General features: G+C 33.3%; 13 protein-coding genes. 1 reads left to right on the forward strand and 12 read right to left on the reverse strand.

The window, feature by feature from the left end; translation table 11 throughout:
- Positions 1 to 47: 47 nt before the first annotated feature.
- The 12 genes from AC2D8K_RS04455 to zapA form a co-directional block, all read right to left on the reverse strand.
- Complete coding sequence (locus AC2D8K_RS04455; RefSeq protein WP_002450640.1) at positions 48 to 566, reverse strand: YfcE family phosphodiesterase; 519 nt, start codon at positions 564 to 566, stop codon at positions 48 to 50.
- Positions 559 to 1,146: an XTP/dITP diphosphatase gene (locus AC2D8K_RS04460; RefSeq protein ID WP_484698098.1), complete on the reverse strand. Its 588-nt coding sequence runs from the start codon at positions 1,144 to 1,146 to the stop codon at positions 559 to 561. Before AC2D8K_RS04460 ends, AC2D8K_RS04455 begins: the two co-directional genes overlap by 8 nt.
- 15 nt (positions 1,147 to 1,161) lie before the next feature.
- Positions 1,162 to 1,959, reverse strand: a complete 798-nt coding sequence (racE, locus tag AC2D8K_RS04465; RefSeq protein ID WP_002450642.1) for a glutamate racemase — start codon at positions 1,957 to 1,959, stop codon at positions 1,162 to 1,164.
- Between the two features lie 150 nt (positions 1,960 to 2,109).
- Positions 2,110 to 2,946 (reverse strand): succinate dehydrogenase iron-sulfur subunit, encoded by an 837-nt coding sequence (sdhB, locus tag AC2D8K_RS04470; RefSeq protein ID WP_002450643.1) that lies wholly within the window; start codon positions 2,944 to 2,946, stop codon positions 2,110 to 2,112.
- Positions 2,946 to 4,712 carry a succinate dehydrogenase flavoprotein subunit gene (gene sdhA, locus AC2D8K_RS04475; protein WP_002450644.1) on the reverse strand — a complete coding sequence of 589 codons (1,767 nt, stop codon included), beginning with the start codon at positions 4,710 to 4,712 and terminating at the stop codon, positions 2,946 to 2,948. Before sdhA ends, sdhB begins: the two co-directional genes overlap by 1 nt.
- 53 nt (positions 4,713 to 4,765) lie before the next feature.
- A complete protein-coding gene (locus AC2D8K_RS04480) occupies positions 4,766 to 5,380 on the reverse strand; it encodes a succinate dehydrogenase cytochrome b558 subunit (protein WP_002450645.1) in 615 nt (204 codons plus the stop codon).
- Positions 5,381 to 5,786: 406 nt separating this feature from the next.
- Complete coding sequence (uvrC, locus tag AC2D8K_RS04485; RefSeq protein ID WP_002450646.1) at positions 5,787 to 7,571, reverse strand: excinuclease ABC subunit UvrC; 1,785 nt, start codon at positions 7,569 to 7,571, stop codon at positions 5,787 to 5,789.
- Positions 7,572 to 7,707: 136 nt separating this feature from the next.
- Complete coding sequence (trxA, locus tag AC2D8K_RS04490; RefSeq protein WP_002450647.1) at positions 7,708 to 8,022, reverse strand: thioredoxin; 315 nt, start codon at positions 8,020 to 8,022, stop codon at positions 7,708 to 7,710.
- A 171-nt stretch (positions 8,023 to 8,193) separates the two neighbouring features.
- Positions 8,194 to 10,542: an endonuclease MutS2 gene (locus AC2D8K_RS04495; protein WP_002450648.1), complete on the reverse strand. Its 2,349-nt coding sequence runs from the start codon at positions 10,540 to 10,542 to the stop codon at positions 8,194 to 8,196.
- A gap of 9 nt (positions 10,543 to 10,551) precedes the next feature.
- Entirely contained in the window at positions 10,552 to 12,264 is a 1,713-nt protein-coding gene (gene polX / locus AC2D8K_RS04500; protein ID WP_002450649.1) for a DNA polymerase/3'-5' exonuclease PolX, read from the reverse strand.
- Between the two features lie 78 nt (positions 12,265 to 12,342).
- Positions 12,343 to 12,864, reverse strand: coding sequence for a CvpA family protein (locus AC2D8K_RS04505; protein ID WP_002450650.1), 522 nt, complete (start codon positions 12,862 to 12,864; stop codon positions 12,343 to 12,345).
- Positions 12,865 to 13,131, reverse strand: coding sequence for a cell division protein ZapA (zapA, locus tag AC2D8K_RS04510; RefSeq protein WP_002450651.1), 267 nt, complete (start codon positions 13,129 to 13,131; stop codon positions 12,865 to 12,867).
- A gap of 316 nt (positions 13,132 to 13,447) precedes the next feature.
- On the opposite strand from zapA, the gene rnhC reads away from it, so the two are divergent.
- Positions 13,448 to 14,377 (forward strand): ribonuclease HIII, encoded by a 930-nt coding sequence (gene rnhC / locus AC2D8K_RS04515; RefSeq protein WP_002450652.1) that lies wholly within the window; start codon positions 13,448 to 13,450, stop codon positions 14,375 to 14,377.
- The last annotated feature ends 35 nt before the right edge of the window (positions 14,378 to 14,412 follow it).

Genomic DNA, 14,412 nt, shown 5'->3' on the forward strand with positions numbered 1-14,412 from the left:
TCTTTTTTTATATGCAAACAAATTAACAGTTAGGCAATATTGAATGCCTAACTGTTTTCTAATTTAAATTCAATTGTATCTATCACTTTATCTTCACGATTTCTAAAATTCAAAGTACATTTTAATGTCGTATCATCAATGAGAAGTTCCGCATAGGTTTCTTCGACATTACTTCTTGATTGTGAAATACTTCCCGGATTAATAACATGTACGTTTGCAATATTTTCATATTTAGCGACATGTGTATGTCCATAAAATGCTAATTGCGCACCAACTGTCTTAGCTTTTTCAGCTAATTTCATTCTTGTTTGGTTGACCCTGTACAAATGGCCATGTGTATAAAATGCATGAACATCATGATGTGTAATAAATTGCTCCTCTGGAAATTCTGGATAAAAATCACAATTTCCTTTAACTCGATGATATAAGCTCAATTCTGTATCATCATATTGAAATTCAGAATCACCAAGATGAAGGAATACATCTGCATCTTGATGTTGATCATACACTTGGTACAGGATACCTGTTTCATTATGATTATCACTCACTATAATCCATTTACTCATTATTCTCACCTGCTAAAAATTGTTGTAACTGTTTTATAGCATGACCTCGATGGCTAATTTTAGCTTTTTCAGAATCTGATAATTGTGCCATCGTTTTATTTAAAGAAGGTACATAAAAAATGGGATCATATCCAAATCCATTATCTCCGATTGGTTCTGTAGTTATTTCGCCTGTTACTGTCCCTTTAAATTGGGTCGTCTCACCATTAGGTGCACTCATATTAATCACACACACAAATTGTGCATTTCTATCAGAGATATTTTCCATATTTTTTAATAATTTATTAATATTGTCTTGGTCATTTTTATCTAATCCTGCATATCTTGCAGAATAGACACCTGGTTCACCATTTAATGCTTGGACTTCTAAACCACTATCATCAGCAATGACTTGTTTATTTAAAGCTTTAGCCGCTGCAACAGATTTTAATTTAGCATTTTCTTCAAATGTCGTTCCTGTCTCTTCTACATCAAAATCTTTAATCAATTCACTAATACCTATGACATTATGGTTAGGAAATATAGCTTTAAAATCATTGATCTTACCTTTATTATTAGATGCTATTACAATATCTTCCATTAACAATTCCTCCATTTAACCTACTGAGATACGCTCTACTTTAGTATCCATACCTAGCCATTCTTTAATAATATTTTCAATATGTGTTGTATCTCCAGTTGCAAAGAAACGATGTGGCGGATGTTGTGTATAACTTGCATGTTCGTTACTAAATGTTAATAATGCACTGACTTCTCTAGCTGTTTCCAATCCTGAAGAAATAACTGTTTTTTTACCACCAAAATAATCATTGATAGGTTGATATAACAATGGATAGTGCGTACAACCTAAAATAACTGTATCAGCTTCGCTATTACGCCATTGTTTCAAGGTTTGATGTATGACAATACTTGTAATTGTCGGATCATTATATCTCATTTGCTCAACTAAAGGTACAAAGCCTGGACAAGCAATACCATATACCTCTACGTTAGGATTAATTCGCTTAATATGCTTTCTATAAGCTTCTGATTTTATCGTACCTTCTGTACCTAAAATTAAAACATTTTGATTCTTAGTCGTCATAATAGCTGTTCGGGCACCGGGTTCAATGACACCGATTACTGGTATAGGTAATATGTTCTGTAAATGTTCTAATGCTACTGCAGTAGCTGTATTACAAGCTATCACGAGCATTTTAATATCGAATTCGACAAGTTTCTGTGCTATTTCAGTTGTGAATTGTTTAACTTCTTCACCTGATCTAGGTCCATATGGACATCTTCCAATATCACCTAAATAATAAATGGTTTCATTAGGAAGTTGTCTCATTATCTCTTTAGCTACTGTTAAACCACCCACACCTGAATCTATTACTCCAATTGGTCTATTCATAGTCTTACATCCTTATTTTATAGTTAAACTTTATTTTATCATATGCATTCTTAAGTGTTGATTAATTCGAACGAAATCACTAATGCTATTTTATCAATCAATACACAAAAAAGCGGCACTCCTATGTGGAGTACCGCTAACAATTCAATATTAGTCAACTTTGTGATCAGAGCCGAAGAATGATTTAAACATATGGAATGATGTTTCTCTGTTCATTGCTGCAATAGATGTAGTCAATGGAATACCTTTTGGACAAGCATTCACACAGTTTTGTGAATTACCACATTGTTGTAATCCACCTGCACCCATTAAAGCATCTAAACGTTCATCTTTAGTCATAGCACCTGTTGGATGTAAGTCGAATAAACGTACTTGAGAGATGGCTTGCGCACCAACGAAATCATTTTTTTGAGTGACGTTAGGACAAACTTCTAAACAAACACCACAAGTCATACATTTAGATAATTCATAAGCTGTTTGACGTTTTTTCTCAGGCATACGAGGACCTGGACCTAAATCATACGTACCATCAATTGGAATCCAAGCTTTCATACGTTTCAAGTTGTCAAACATTCTTGAACGATCAACTTGTAAGTCACGAATAACTGGGAACGTACTCATTGGTTCTAAACGTATAGGTTGTTCTAATTGATCAACGATAGCAGAACATGATTGTCTTGCACGGCCATTAATCACCATTGAACAAGCACCACATACTTCTTCTAAACAGTTCATATCCCAAGTTACAGGCGTTGTCTTTTCACCTTTACTATTAACTGGGTTACGTCTAATTTCCATTAAACATGCGATAACATTTAAATTTTCTTTGTAAGGAACTTCAAATGTTTCTTCATATGGTTTAGATTCGCTATCATCTTGACGTTTAATAATCAATTTAACCGTTTTTTGTTTAGGTTGATTATTTTGTTCTTCTGTTGGTTGATTACCTTGAGTTTCTGGAGTGTCTTTTACTGATTGTTCAGCCATTATTTTTTACCTCCTTTAGACTTACTAGTGTAATCACGTTTACGTGGTGGAATTAAGCTAATATCAACTGGTTCATAAGTGAATTTAGGCGCTTCAGTTCTACCTTGGTAGTGAGCCATAGTTGTTTTTAACCATTCTTCGTCATTACGTTCTGGGAATTCTGGTTTGTAGTGTGCACCACGTGATTCGTTACGGTTATAAGCTCCGATAGTGATTACACGTGCTAGTACAAGCATATTCCATAATTGACGTGTGAAGAATACGGCTTGGTTACTCCAAGTTTGTGTATCTTCCATATCAATATCTTCGTAACGCTTCATCAATTCTTGAATTTTCTTATCTGTTTCTAACAATTTATCATTTTCACGCACAACAGTTACGTTTGCTGTCATGATTTCACCTAATTCACGGTGAAGTTTATAAGCATTTTCGCTACCGCGCATGTTTAATAATTTATCGAAACGTTCTTGTTCTTCTTTAACACGTGCTTCATAGATACTATCATCTAGATCAGTGTATGAAGTTTCAATTTCATCAAGATATTTAATTGCATTTGGACCTGCAACTGTACCACCATAAATAGCAGATAATAATGAGTTAGCACCAAGTCTATTACCACCATGTTGTGAGAAGTCACATTCCCCTGCTGCAAATAAACCTTTAATATTTGTCATTTGATCATAATCTACATATAATCCACCCATTGAGTAGTGTACTGCTGGGAAGATTTTCATTGGTACTTTACGTGGATCGTCACCAGTGAATTTTTCATAAATCTCGATAATTCCACCAAGTTTAACATCTAACTCATGTGGATCTTTATGTGATAAATCAAGGTAAACCATGTTTTCACCGTTGATACCTAATTTTTGGTTAATACATACATCGAAGATTTCACGTGTCGCGATGTCACGAGGTACTAAGTTACCATAGTCAGGATATTTCTCTTCTAAGAAGTACCAAGGTTTACCATCTTTATATGTCCAAATTCGTCCACCTTCACCACGTGCTGATTCACTCATTAGACGTAGTTTATCATCACCAGGAATAGCAGTAGGATGAATTTGAATGAATTCACCATTAGCATAAATAGCACCTTGTTGATAAACGATTGATGCTGCTGAACCTGTGTTAATCATTGAGTTAGTTGTTTTACCAAAGATAATACCAGGACCACCAGTAGCCATAATTACAGCATCTGATCCAAATGATTGAATTTCAGAAGTCGTCATATTTTGTGCAACAATACCTCTAGCAGTATTGTCGTCATCTTTGACTATACCTAAGAATTCCCAACCTTCGTATTTCGTTACTAATCCATCTACTTCATAAGCACGAACTTGTTCATCCAATGCATATAGTAATTGTTGACCTGTTGTTGCTCCGGCAAATGCTGTTCTGTGATATAACGTACCACCAAAACGTCTGAAGTCAAGTAAGCCTTCATTCGTTCTACTAAACATTACACCCATACGATCTAATAAATGAATAATATTAGGCGCAGCTTCAGCCATTGCTTTTACAGGTGGTTGGTTAGCTAAGAAGTCCCCACCATAAACAGTATCATCAAAGTGAATCCAAGGTGAGTCACCTTCACCTTTAGTATTTACCGCACCATTAATACCACCTTGGGCACAAACTGAATGCGAACGTTTTACAGGTACTAATGAGAATAAATCTACATGTGCACCTTTTTCTGCTGCTTTAATTGTTGACATCAGACCGGCAAGTCCTCCACCGACAACAATAATTTTTTTCTCTGCCATAGAAATGTCACTCCCCTGAAATATTAAAACTAAGACTAGTTAATGTGTATTCTTTACATAAATGCAATGACAGCTGAAACGCCGATATAAGAAATGATTAAAAATACAATTAACGATACCCATGTGAAGACACGTTGTGATTTTTTAGATTGTAAAATACCCCATGTTACTAAGAATGACCATAATCCGTTAGAAAAGTGGAATACAACTGCAATAACACAAACAATGTAGAAAATAGCCCACAATGGATTATGTAACGTTTCGTGCATCATATTATAATCAACTGCTTTACCGAAGAATGCCTTTTGTAGACGTGTTTGCCATAAGTGCATTGCGATAAAGATAAAGGCTAAAATACCACTTATTCTTTGGAAGAAGAACATCCAGTTTCTGAATAAAGAGTAATGTCCAACATTCTCTTTTGCTGTGAATGCAATGTGTAATCCAAATAAACCATGATATAACAGCGGAATATAGATTAATACAAATTCAACTACCAATAAGAATGGTAATGATTCCATAAAACCTGATGCTTTGTTAAAAGCTTCCGCCCCTTGTGTTGCTTGATGATTGACCAATAAGTGAACAATTAAGAATGCACCGATTGGGATAATACCTAATAACGAGTGAATTCGTCTTAGATAGAATTCATTTTTTGATTGAGCCAAAAGGAGTCCCCCCTGTAAACATTTAATTAATTGACTAAAATTAAAAAGTTGTATGTAAACTGCCGTAAAAAACCATATAAAATACTAGCTTCTTTTACTTCTTTATTTGGTACTCGTCTCCATTGATTAACTTTAGATACTTTGGAAGCATCCTAATCAAAGTTAAAAAGAAAACAAGTATGGCATAAAAAAGAAAAGGGCTAGTCATGTTATAGATTTCATATAATGATGTCGTAGAATGTCTGTACTATAGCAATTCATGTAACCCTACATGATTGATAACAATTCTCAATTAGAAAACGCTTCCAAACAACTTTAAAAAAATAGCCTTTTGTTAACTATATTGTAACATTATTTAAAGCATTTTTGGACATGAGAATTATTCTCATGTCCAAAAATTGAAATTTTATTTGTTTTGAAGTGCGTGTTGTAAGTTTTTTGCAACATTTTCCGGAAGTCCAGATTTTTTTAAATCTTCTAATGATGCCTCTTTCATTTTCTTAATCGAGCCAAATGTTCTTAATAATTTCGTTTTCCGTTTCGCTCCGATACCATCGATATCATCAAGTACGGATTTAAGTCCTGTCTTCTGTCTCGTCTGCCTATGGAATGTAATGGCAAATCGATGCACTTCATCTTGAATGCGGTGAAGTAAATAGAAGGCTTGACTATTTTTCTTTAATGGTACGATTTCTGCACTTGCACCATATAACAACTCGGACGTTTGGTGCTTATCGTTTTTTTGTAATCCAGCCACTGGTATATCTAAGCCTAGTTCATTTTCAAGTACATCCATAACGCCGTTCATATGTCCTTTACCTCCATCGACAATGATGAGATCAGGTAAAGGTGTACCTTCATTTAGTACACGAGTATATCGGCGTCGAACAACTTCTCGCATTGATTTATAGTCATCAGGGCCTTCAACTGTTTTAATTTTATATTTACGATAGCCCTTTTTTTCTGGTTTACCATCAACAAAAGTTACCATCGCAGATACAGGATCCACACCTTGTATATTGGAATTATCGAATGCTTCGATTCTAATAGGTGTTTGGATCCCCATTCTTTCACCAAGTTCTTCAATTGCTTTGATCGTTCTAGATTCATCTCTAGCAATCAATTCAAACTTATTATTGAGCGAAACTTCTGCATTATGATTTGCCAAATCAATCATTTCTTTTTTCGCACCACGAGAAGGTTGTACAATTTTCGTATCAACAACCGATTGAATAATGTCTTTATCTAAGTGTTTCGGCACATGTACTTCTTTCGGTAATATATGTTGGTTTAAACTATAAAATTGACCGATAAAGGTATAAAACTCTTCTTCTTCAGTTTGTTGAATTGGAATCATCGTAGTATCTCTTTTAATCATATTCCCTTGTCTAATGAAAAAGACTTGAATGCACATCCAACCTTTCGACACGCTATAACCAAAGACATCACGAATCGTATTATCTGTTGACATAATTTTTTGCTTTTTAGTGAGATTATGAATATGTTGGATTAAATCACGGTACTCTTTTGCACGTTCGAAATCGAGAGACTCACTCGCTTTTTCCATACGTTCTTGTAAATGGTTTAATATTGTTTTGTCCTCACCATGTAAGAAATCACTAATTTCTTTTGTCATTTGTGCATATTTATCTAAATCGACATCATACACACACGGGCCCATACATTGACCAATATGATAATAAAGACATAATTTATCTGGCATTTTATCACATTTTCTAAATGGATATATACGATCTAATAATTTTTTTGTTTCTTGTGCGGAATAAGCATTAGGATATGGACCAAAATATTTGCCAGTACCTTTTTTAACGGTTCTAGTTACAATTAATCTTGGATGTTTTTCTTTAGTAATCTTGATAAAAGGATAACTTTTATCATCTTTTAATAAAATATTATAACGTGGCTGGTATTGTTTAATTAAGTTTAATTCTAAAAGTAAGGATTCTGTTTCACTTGATGTCACTATAAACTCGAAATTACGAATTTCACTTACTAAGCGAGTTGTTTTAGCATCATGCGCACCCGTAAAATAAGAACGTAATCGATTACGTAGTTTTTTAGCTTTACCAACATAAATCACTTGATCATTACGATCTTTCATCAAATAGCACCCTGGCTCTAATGGCACTACATTTAGTTTTGTTTTAATTTTTTCTTGATACGTCTCCATCTACATCCTCCTCTCTTCGAAAATTTTTATTAGCCAAACATGCTCTTATCCATTCTTAATGGGCACGTTAATATATACATAGACAAAACAAAGCTGGAGCATTTATGAAAATGCCCCAGTCTCAGGTTCTATATTCTTATAGATGTTTGTCTAATACTTCTGCTAAGTTTTCTTTAGGTTGGAAACCTACTACTTTATCAACTGGTTGTCCGTCTTTAAATACGATTAATGTTGGAATACTCATTACTTCATATTTAGCAGCAGTTGATGGGTTTTCATCTACATCTAATTTTAAGATATCTGCTTTACCTTCATAGTCCCCTGCTAATTCTTCTAAAACTGGAGCGATCATTTTACATGGTCCACACCAAGTAGCCCAGAAATCTACTAATTTAACACCAGATTCAATTTTACTATCAAAATCAGAATCAGTTACTTTTACGATTGCCATAATTGCCAATCCTCCTTAATTTTTAAATGATGAGCAAATTATAACAGAATTTATAAGGTAATGCATTGCAATCTGCTTATGCTCGTTTAAAAAATCAAATTTTTAAAGCCATTTGTAGAAGTGTCCTCAAATAGAAACATCATCATTTAAGCATATTTCTATGACGATTATCTATTTTAGGGATGCAACGGTAACGCCAAATCCACCTTCACTTGGCATACCACCTCTAAATGTCTTCACGCTTTTATGTCTTTTTAGATGTTGTTGCACACCTTTTTGTAATGCTCCTGTACCCTTACCATGAATAATATAAACTTGTTCAAAATTACTTAAAACAGCTTGATCTAAATATTGATCTAATTCAATTAAAGCATCTTCATAGCGATATCCTCTTAAATCAAGTTCAGTTTTAACTGTCTGTCTGTTAGATCTTGTAACCATTTTAGTTGGTTTTTCTTTTTTCTTTTTCATTTTTTCTAAATCTTCAATTGGTAATTTCATTTTCAATATTCCCATTTGAACAACTGCTTCTTCTTCTCCAACTAATTCTAGCACTTCACCTTTTTGACCATATGATAATACTTTAACTTCATCACCAGCTTGGATTTTATCGTATTTTTGTTTTTGAACATTTTGTTTGATTGATTTCGCTTCATATTGATCATCAAGTTGCTTTTTCTTATCAATAAGTTCATGTTCTTTAACATCCGCGCCTTTTTGATCTCTAAGTTCTCTTAATTCTTTAAGAATAGCATCTGCCTCTTTTGTAGCAGATTTGACACGTTGATTTGCTTTTTCTTTCGCTTCATCCATCAATGATTTCTCATAATTTTGATATTGTTGATATTGCTTTGCTAACTCATCATGTGTCGCCTGTGCTTCTTTAACTAATCTATCTAATTCAATACGTTGTTCATCCACACGTTTTGAATTTTTCTCTAATGATTCAATCATATTATTAATTTCTTGTTCATCTGTACCAATCATTGTTTTAGCTTTATTAATAATATTAAGGCTCAAGCCCAATTTTTTAGAAATATCAAATGCATTAGATCGCCCTGGAACACCCATTAATAACTTATATGTTGGACTTAACGTTTCCACATCGAATTCAACACTTGCATTCATCACACCTTCACGGTTATAACTATATGCTTTTAGTTCGGGATAATGAGTAGTTGCCATCACGAGTGCACCTAGATTCCTTACATGATCTAATATACTCATAGCAAGCGCAGCACCTTCACTCGGATCTGTTCCAGCACCTAATTCATCAAATAGTATCAAGCTATTTTTATCTGCTTCTTTTAAGATTTCTACAATATTTTTCATATGAGATGAAAATGTTGATAGTGATTGCTCAATAGATTGTTCATCACCAATATCACAATATACATTTTCAAAGACACTGAGTTGGCTACCATCTAATGTTGGAATAAGCATGCCTGATTGAGCCATAACAATAATAAGGCCTAATGTTTTTAAAGTGACAGTTTTACCACCTGTGTTAGGTCCAGTGATAATCACTGTTTCTATATCATCTACAAACTCAATTGTATTTGCTACAACCGTATTATGATCTAATAAAGGATGATATGCATTAGGTAAATAAACTGTTCTTTCTTTATGAAATGTAGGCTTCGTACCTTTGATCGCACGGGCATATCTTGCTTTTGCAATTAAAAAGTCAAGATGTCCCATTATCGATTCAGCTAATAATAATGCATCTGATTCTACAGCGACTTGCGAAGTCAACTCAGCTAATATACGTTCACGTTCAACTGCCTCATCATTACGCAAGCGACTAATTTGATTATTCATTTCAACTACAGATGATGGTTCTATATACAATGTTTGACCTGAGGCAGATTGGTCATGAACAATACCATTAAAATCTTGTCTATATTCCGCTTTTACTGGAATGACGTTTCTATCATTTCGAACAGTTACAATCGCATCTGATAATTTCTTTTGGTTAGCCTGACTTTTAACCACTCGATCTAAATTCTGTCTAATTCGTTGATTTGTACTTGATATTTTACTTCGAATACTTTGTAACTCGTAACTAGCATGGTCGTATAAATCATGGGCGTCACATTTATCATTAATGTCCTTAAATAAATCCGTTAAAATTGGTAACTGTGCCATTTGACTATCTAAGATAGGGTATTTAACTTCTTCATCTTCTTCTAATAATTGATTATAAAATGTCTTAAACTGATTTTGAACTTGAATTAAGCGTTTAATCGCATTTAATTCGGTCACATTTAACACACCACCAATAGTTGAACGGTGAATGTACTGTGCTACTTTAGATAGGCCACTTAAACTTGGCAATCGATGTTTATTATAAATTTGTGATATTTCATCCGTTTCATTAATTTGAAATTCTACAGTTTCAAAATCTGTTGCTGGAGACATTTCTGCGACTTTTTCACGTCCTAAATCACTAATAGCTTCGTTAGCTACAAATGATTTTATTTTATCAAATTCTAAGACGTCTAATGTTTTTTGTCTCATGCAATCCCTCTATTTCTTCAATTTTTTATTGTCTTTAATAAATGATTTAAATGCTTCTCTAGACATCGTATTAATCACACGATCTTTAGTTACAAATCCTTTTTGAGCAGTAGCAACACCATATTTCATAAATTCTAAATGATCAACATGATGCGCATCCGTATTAATAGTTAACTTTACATTTGGATATTGGCGTACGGTTTGTGCATTTAGGTCTAAACGTTTAGGATTTGCATTGATTTCTAATATGGTATTTGTTTCTTCAGCTAATTGCGCTAACTTTTCAATATTAGGTTCATAACCGGGACGACGTCCAATAATGCGACCTGTTGGGTGAGCAATATGACGCACATATGGATTACGACAAGCATTTTCTAAACGTTGCATAATTTCCGCTTCTGACTGATTAAAACTTTGATGAATGGCTGCAATAACATAATCTAGTTGTGCCAATATCTCATCATCATAATCTAAAGAACCATCCGGTAATATATCCATTTCAATGCCAGAGTATATATCAATCTCATCATATTCTTTATTTAATTGCTTAATTTCTTCATTTTGGCGAAGTAAGCGTTCAACTTGTAGACCATTGGCTACTCTTAAACTTTGTGAATGATCTGTAATAACCATGAATTCATAACCTTTAGCAATATTAGCCTCAGCCATATCTCTAATAGAAAATGCACCATCACTATAAGTAGTATGCATGTGAAGATCACCTTTAATATCGTCGAGTTGTATAATCTGACTTAAATCTTTATCAAATTCACTGCCATCTTCACGCATTGAAGGTTCAATCCACGATACACCGAAATGTTCATAAATCTCCGCCTCGCTATTGAATTGAAGTAATTCTCCATTGGCTTTTTCAATGCCATACTCACTCACTTTTTCTTCTTGTGCTTTTGCTAATTGTCTAATTCGAATGTTATGATCTTTTGAACCTGTGAAATGTTGTAATGTGTGATAAAAAGCTGCAGGTTCAATTAATCTAAAATCAACACCAATCGTTTCATCGTCGTACTCTAATTCTACAGATACTTTGGTTGACCCAACTGCAACATCCTTTACCTTATTAGGGATTTCCAATAATTGTTGTTGAACTTTTTCAGGGTTATTTGTACTTATAATAAAATCCAAATCTTTACTTTGTTCTTTATATCTTCTAAAGCTACCTGCCGAAGCATATTGATCTATGTCATCTAGCTGACTAATATAATCAATAATTTGATGATTAAGTCCTCTCATTTGATCAATAGGATAACTTTCTTTCTTAGCTCCTAACGCTTTGACTGCTTCTAAGATATTTTGTTCAGTTTTTTTCGCAAAACCGCTTAATTCACTGACTTTTCCTGCTTCACAAGCCTCTTGTAATGACGTTTTGTCAGTGATATTTAATTCTTTATATAATTTAGCAATTTTCTTACTACCTAAACCTTGTATTTTCAATAATGGTACTAATCCTTCTGGGACTTCTTTTTGTAAGTCTTCTAAAGCTGTAGACTGACCATTTTGTCTATATTCATTAATCACATCGCCTACACCTTTACCGATACCTTTAAGTTCTGTTACATCTTCTATTTCATCTAACGGTCTTTCGTCTACTTCTAAACTTTGTGCTGCCTTACGATATGCTGATACTTTAAAGGTATTCTCTCCTTTTAATTCCATATAGGTAGCAATCTTTTCTAGTAATTGAATCACATCTTTTTTAGTCATATACATCTCTCCATAAAAAGAAGACCAGGACATATCTCATTTTTCAAATTGTCTGTCCTGACCTCAATATCATTTTCTTTATAAATTTAAAATCATTTGTGAAACATAAGGTGTATGCAATAAAATTTGCTTGGCAAGTAATGAATGCCCTAATTGACTTTGTAGCATTGTATTAGGATATAATGCTATGATATACGTCAATATTTGTATGATAATCACACCGATGAATAGGCTTAATACAATACCTAAAGTGCGGCTTATGATATTTAAAGGTTGATATGCCACTATATTATCAAATGTGACGATGATTAGATATAAAATCAACTTACAGCTAATAGCAATCACAATAAAAGCAATTATTGATTCAAAACGATACTGTAAATGATTAAAATGAATTGCATATTGCGTATCAAATGCGACTGTCTTTGGAAATGGTAAAAAAACAATTAATCGTTGCGCAATCTCTCGATAAAATTGTTGCGCAATCCATAACGATGCAAGCGTACATATCACATGAATGCTCGAAAGCCATAATCCCCGTCGAAATCCAACAATTGAAACATAGCATAATATAATAAGTACAACGATATCTAATAGCATCTAGTCTTCTCGTTGCTTAATTTGATCTAATTCGTGTTGTAATCGACGATTTTCTTCTTCTAAACTCACTTTGTCATGCATCACGTTCACTGCTGTTAAAATCGCTTTTCTAGTGGTATCTAAACCTGCAGATTTTCGTCCTAATTCTTTCATTTTTTCATCCACTAAATGTGCAACATGTCTTATATGTTCCGGGCTATCATCGCCGATTATTGTGAAATGTTGATCGTTGATTGTAACATTTATCCTATTCTTAAACTCACCCATATCGATATCTCCTGACTTTTAATTAAATTATTCCGTTTCTGTGTTTAATTTAACCAAAATCATGTTTCTATATTATTTTGAACATAACATAATATTAATGTTTGGTTTTATACATTTACTTATCATTAAACATTATACATGAGTCATCTTTATTTTGTAAGTAGTGAGATGATAAAGAATAACTTTATATTCATTTAGAGCTTGAGTCTTATAAACTAAAATATATTTTCATTTTGTCATCATTCTAAGGTAATAAATGTTATGATATCATTTAATTATTATGAAAAGAATTTAACAAAGAGAGGTCTAACGATATATGGCAAATGTTGTCCATAAACTAACAACAACTGAGATTCAATCATTAATGTCTAAGATTAAATTTGATACATCCCAATTACCCCAGGGTATGAAAGCACGAGCAAAACATAATAATGCTGTGATCAATATTTACAATTCTGGAAAAGTGATGTTTCAAGGAAAAAATGCTGAAATAGTTGCACAACAATTGCTACCTGACAAAAGTAGTTCAACTTCAACTTCTTCAATATCTAAAAACGCAACTTCTTCGATTAAATATAATCAATATAACTGTATTGGTAGTGATGAAGCTGGTAGCGGTGACTATTTTGGTCCTCTCACAGTATGTGCTGCATATGTCACAAAGGATCACGTCAAAATATTGAAAGAATTGGGTGTAGATGATTCTAAAAAGTTAACCGACGCTAAAATCGTCGAACTTGCCGAACAACTTGTGACATTCATTCCACATTCGCTGCTCACACTTGATAACGTTAAATATAATGAGCGCCAACGTGCAGGTTGGTCACAGGTAAAAATGAAAGCAGTCTTACATAATCAAGCAATCGCTAATGTTGTTCAAAAAATTGATACGCATGCTTTAGATTATATTGTGATTGATCAATTTGCTGAACGTGGTGTTTATCAACGTTATGCCTTGTCCGATTTACCTTTCCCAAATAAAACAAAGTTTGAAACGAAGGGTGAATCTAAGTCATTAGCTATCGCAGCTGCGAGTATTATCTCTAGATATGCATTTGTTAAACATATGGATCAAATGTCTAAATCAATAAAAATGGATGTACCTAAAGGTGCTAGCAATAAAGTCGATTTATTCGCTGCAAAAATCATTGAAAAATTAGGTATCGAACAACTCGACGCTATTTCAAAACAACATTTTAAAAATAGAGAAAAAGCACAAACTTTAGTGAATAAAAAATATCAATAAATTTATGTAAATTAAAACGGCAAGTTCTATTTGTA

The organism is Staphylococcus sp. 510 (genome assembly GCF_057219715.1).

Coding starts and splice junctions, on each gene's coding strand:
- AC2D8K_RS04455 (WP_002450640.1), bottom strand. CDS start 566: ATGAGTAAATGGATTATAGTGAGTGATAATCATAATGAAACAGGTATC.
- AC2D8K_RS04460 (WP_484698098.1), bottom strand. CDS start 1,146: ATGGAAGATATTGTAATAGCATCTAATAATAAAGGTAAGATCAATGAT.
- racE (WP_002450642.1), bottom strand. CDS start 1,959: ATGAATAGACCAATTGGAGTAATAGATTCAGGTGTGGGTGGTTTAACA.
- sdhB (WP_002450643.1), bottom strand. CDS start 2,946: ATGGCTGAACAATCAGTAAAAGACACTCCAGAAACTCAAGGTAATCAA.
- sdhA (WP_002450644.1), bottom strand. CDS start 4,712: ATGGCAGAGAAAAAAATTATTGTTGTCGGTGGAGGACTTGCCGGTCTG.
- uvrC (WP_002450646.1), bottom strand. CDS start 7,571: ATGGAGACGTATCAAGAAAAAATTAAAACAAAACTAAATGTAGTGCCA.
- trxA (WP_002450647.1), bottom strand. CDS start 8,022: ATGGCAATCGTAAAAGTAACTGATTCTGATTTTGATAGTAAAATTGAA.
- AC2D8K_RS04495 (WP_002450648.1), bottom strand. CDS start 10,542: ATGAGACAAAAAACATTAGACGTCTTAGAATTTGATAAAATAAAATCA.
- polX (WP_002450649.1), bottom strand. CDS start 12,264: ATGACTAAAAAAGATGTGATTCAATTACTAGAAAAGATTGCTACCTAT.
- AC2D8K_RS04505 (WP_002450650.1), bottom strand. CDS start 12,864: ATGCTATTAGATATCGTTGTACTTATTATATTATGCTATGTTTCAATT.
- zapA (WP_002450651.1), bottom strand. CDS start 13,131: ATGGGTGAGTTTAAGAATAGGATAAATGTTACAATCAACGATCAACAT.
- rnhC (WP_002450652.1), top strand. CDS start 13,448: ATGGCAAATGTTGTCCATAAACTAACAACAACTGAGATTCAATCATTA.